Below are 3,983 nucleotides of genomic sequence, written 5' to 3'. Positions count from 1 at the left end.
ACAAGGGCAAGGATTCATGGCGGCAATGAGCATAAAACTCGCAGGATATTCCACGGTAAACTTTGCTCTGGAAATGCCGATACTTCTTGATTCTAAGGGTTGTCGCATGACCTCTACAAGGATAGTAGTAGCATCAATGCCATAAACAGCACTGCAATATGTTTTATTTAACATTTTAGGAAACGTTTTATTAATTAAATATGCTAATAGGATTAGTTTATAGGAAAAATTTAGGCTTTGGCGAACGTTTTGCTTATTAGATTGGAGCTTATTTGCATAGCTTCCTCTTAGAAGCGTTCAAAGTTGAATTGTGTATTTTCTTTTATGACCATATCGTTTGAATAATTAAATATATATAATTGTATTTAATTATTCCATTGATACAGTTTATGATACAGCCTCAAAATTTACCAAAAAATTGACTTACATTACTATGGTCATAAAAAGAGTATGTCTTATAGTCCATATTGTAAATTATATTATTCCTGTTTTTATAGGGATACTATATACTTATACCACAAAAATCATTGATTTTTTTTCCGTTAAAAGTTGGTGTATATCTTTTATAAAGGACGTATTCATTTAACTGTGTGTTAGTTTTATTAATATTATTTTTAGTGGTTTTAATTAAACTCAAAATATCATAGGCTTCATAATCAACATTTTCATCAAATACTAGAGTCTGTACTTCATCAATATTTATTTTAAAAGTTTTATTGTCATTAAATAAGTTTTTCAGATCTATTACAAGCTCGCTTAATTTTGACAAGTCAATTAATGCTACATTTGCAGATTGATATTTATATTCTAATGATTCATAAAAATTCACATATTCATTACAAATAATTTTTAAATCAGAGATGTTTCCAAATAACCTGTTGGCAATTTTTTCATACGGAAATCCATAAGAGATAACTTCAGACGGTGATGCTAAAATATATCTTGAATTATTTCGCATTTCATAAAGAACTTCAATACTGGACATATAGCAGGCGTCAAAAAGAATATATTCAAACTTTAAATCACTTAATGAATATTTAAGATCCTTGATTTCCATTTCCTTATTTTGATCAATACCAAAAGATATAAATTTTACTGTTTTGGGAGGATACCATGCAGAAGCATGGGAAGATAGTATAAGAGAATATTTTTCAGAATGGTAATGTTTTTTTTATATCAGATAACACTTCTTTCAAATGAGATGGATCTGATGCATTTTTATTTTTGTAAGTCTTAATTGTATCACTATCTATATAGCTCATTTTACTGTTTTTAATTTCCAATATATAGGAGTACGTGTCATTAATTTTTACATATACCAAATTTTTTTTTTGATATTTTCTGTATATCCTTTTTGAAGTTTAATATTTGCATTTTCTATATCATTACGGAGATTGTTGTTTCCTGACATGTAAAAAATAGCCACATATTTACATTCATTTATCTTATTATCGTTATTCTTATTGCAATATGATAATAAGATAAGTCTAATGAAAATAAATTTTAATAAATTTGACATTTTAATATTTTATATTTAAATTTAGCTATTTAAACTAAAATATATATTATTTTATGAAAAAAGTATTTAGCATTTCTGGTAACGGTTATTTTTATGTCGTATTGCGAAAAAAGAAATGAAATTGACGTGCCTGGAGTAAATGTGAACCAAAAAAGGCCAAAGAAGCAGTTTAGTACATTAGAGGATTTTAATCAATATCTTGAACGTTACAACAACGATATTAAATTTAGAAATTCAATAGAATCTGAAATTTATCAACCTGTTGAAATGCTTGTGGAAGATGATGCTTTTGCATCTGTATTTAATGAAGATGCCGAAGTATCTATTGGTGATATGACATACAAAGTTACTAATGTTGGGACTTTCTTTTCTAAAAATGATGTTTCACAGAATATAGAGCAATATGTAGAGGTTGATCAACAAATTATTAATCAATTACCAATCCCTGAGCCTGGAGAGGAGCCAATTCCAGTGTTTTTAACAGCAGAGCAACCTAACTTAACTGAGGCGAAAGTTGCCGATAAAAAAGATAGAATTTTCTATTTAGGAGATGGTGTATATTACAAAGATGGGATTGAAGAAGAGTTATATAACAATACATCAGAAGACCATCTCGATGATGCAGATAGTCCTATTACACCTCTTGTTCCATCTAACAATGTTGCTAATTCGGCAACAAGTACACCTTTTTCTTATTCGAATTATTTCGCACCTAGTGTTTTTGAAGGATTGGATTTTTCTGGGGCTAAAATTTATTCTTATACAGATAAGAATGGAGAAATATTAAATGACTTTGGTCCAAAGGATAGACCCGTTGTACAACTAAAAGCAAAAAATTTTTTAATTTTTTCTTATGTAAAAGCTTCTGTAAGGATTGATCATAAGAAAAAATATTGGTTCGGATGGAGGACATTACAAAATTATGATGAACTAAGGGCAGGGTTTGTAAATCTTACATTGGATTATAGTTTACCTTCTTTTGCGAACCTACCAAACAATACACCTAAGAATCCAATAGATAATGGTGCCAATCCTTATTTAAAAAAATTCTTTACCATTAAAATAGATGATGATCCCTTTGACCTTTATAGATTAACAGATATTCTGGCTATTCCTGACCTTCCGTTTAATGTTAGGGGGATTGTACAAGATCTATTAGATAATCCTGAGGCAATTTATTCGGATCTTTTGAATAAACAAAAAAACAATGCAATTCAAACATTGACTAATTATGTGAAAAGTCAGTTAGGTACTAACATTACAACAACAAATAAGTTTAGCTTCGCCATTCCTAGAAATAATTATATTACTATTCCACTTATAGAAAAAAAGAAAACGAGCACTGGTGCTAAAATAGAATACACTTTCGGTTTCCAAACAATGATGATCGGGGTATCTGGAAGTAGTATTAACAGTCTTAATCTTACGGCAACACCATCCAATTCTCCAAAAGTAATATCAGGGGCAGCCTTTGGTGCAGGAAAACTAAACGGGGTATGGAAAACTTCAGTTCTTGTTAAAAATAAAAGTTAATTGATATGATCAAAATATTTCTATACTCTCTATTTGTATTTGTTTTCATTAATAATTTATCGGCTCAAAGAAGACAAAATGTAACTATCAATGTATTGGGTACAACTCCTTTACTAGGTGTCAAATATGATACAAGAATATTAAAAGAACAAAATAATGGATTCGGGCTTACAGCTGGAGTAGGCTCAATAGAGCTTTTGGATGATGGAGGTGATTATGAAGCGTCTTTATCATTTGGAACAAATTATTTGTTTGGAAAGGGGCGACATCAACTTCTCATTGGAGCAAATATTGCTTTTGTCTTTTCAAGGTTTTATCCGTTAGATAGTAAACCTAAAAATATAACCCGAACAATGTTCATTCCTGATATTGGTTATAGATTTTCTCCAACAAAGAAAGGATTTACTGGACAATTGACATGGAATCCTCTTAAATCAAATTTGGATAGAGAATCTGCCTATCAATATTTTGGTATTGGCCTTGGGTATTCATGGAAGTGATTTAGCACTGGTGTGTCATGTTCAGGAATATGATTTTTGAAATTTAAATCACAAAGAAAATTTAGATGGAAAGTTCTATTTAATTATTCCTATGTTCTATTATATTTAGAAGACACCAATAGTGTCTTCTAAATATAATAGTCACTATCTTTTGGTTATTTTAGTACAATTACAGGTCCAAGCCGAACTGCTGATATAGAAAAAAGGTTAGTATTAGGAGCCCATGGATCAAAAGAATTATATTTATTTTTACTAGAAGATCGATTTTAAATGCTGCTTGATTATTTAATAAATCTACCAGTTGCCAGTTTAATTTTTGCCCTAACTATTGGCTTAAGTATTTATGTGTTTTCTAATCCCGAATGGTATGGTAAATTAATGTTGCATCCTTACAGCATTTACCGGGATAAATCGAAATCTTATTTAATATT

General features: G+C 29.6%; 2 protein-coding genes and 3 pseudogenes. 3 read left to right on the top strand and 2 right to left on the bottom strand.

Annotation, left to right across the window (positions count from 1 at the left end; genetic code table 11):
- Positions 1-120, bottom strand: a pseudogene (locus tag ACFRAE_RS17635) (ATP-binding protein); the annotation flags it as partial.
- A gap of 382 nt (positions 121-502) precedes the next feature.
- Positions 503-1,159: pseudogene (locus ACFRAE_RS17630) on the bottom strand (clostripain-related cysteine peptidase); the annotation flags it as partial.
- A gap of 453 nt (positions 1,160-1,612) precedes the next feature.
- Here ACFRAE_RS17630 and ACFRAE_RS17625 point away from each other — a divergent pair.
- The 3 genes and pseudogenes from ACFRAE_RS17625 to ACFRAE_RS17615 form a co-directional block, all read left to right on the top strand.
- The gene (locus ACFRAE_RS17625; RefSeq protein WP_422798490.1) at positions 1,613-3,052 is read left to right on the top strand and encodes a hypothetical protein; all 1,440 of its coding nucleotides are present in this window, start codon (positions 1,613-1,615) and stop codon (positions 3,050-3,052) included.
- 5 nt (positions 3,053-3,057) lie between these two features.
- Complete coding sequence (locus ACFRAE_RS17620; RefSeq protein WP_422798489.1) at positions 3,058-3,552, top strand: hypothetical protein; 495 nt, start codon at positions 3,058-3,060, stop codon at positions 3,550-3,552.
- A 162-nt stretch (positions 3,553-3,714) separates the two neighbouring features.
- Positions 3,715-3,822 (top strand): annotated as a pseudogene (locus ACFRAE_RS17615) (LUD domain-containing protein); the annotation flags it as partial.
- Positions 3,823-3,983: the final 161 nt, after the last annotated feature.

Source organism: Sphingobacterium sp. HJSM2_6 (genome assembly GCF_049316305.1).
Lineage (GTDB): Bacteria > Bacteroidota > Bacteroidia > Sphingobacteriales > Sphingobacteriaceae > Sphingobacterium.
The sequence above is the reverse complement of the archived record's forward strand: the minus strand, read 5'-3'. Positions and strand labels throughout refer to the sequence as shown.

What these genes read in the sequence shown, in the direction of transcription:
- ACFRAE_RS17625 (WP_422798490.1), top strand. Translation starts at nt 1,613, where the DNA reads ATGTCGTATTGCGAAAAAAGAAATGAAATTGACGTGCCTGGAGTAAAT.
- ACFRAE_RS17620 (WP_422798489.1), top strand. Translation starts at nt 3,058, where the DNA reads ATGATCAAAATATTTCTATACTCTCTATTTGTATTTGTTTTCATTAAT.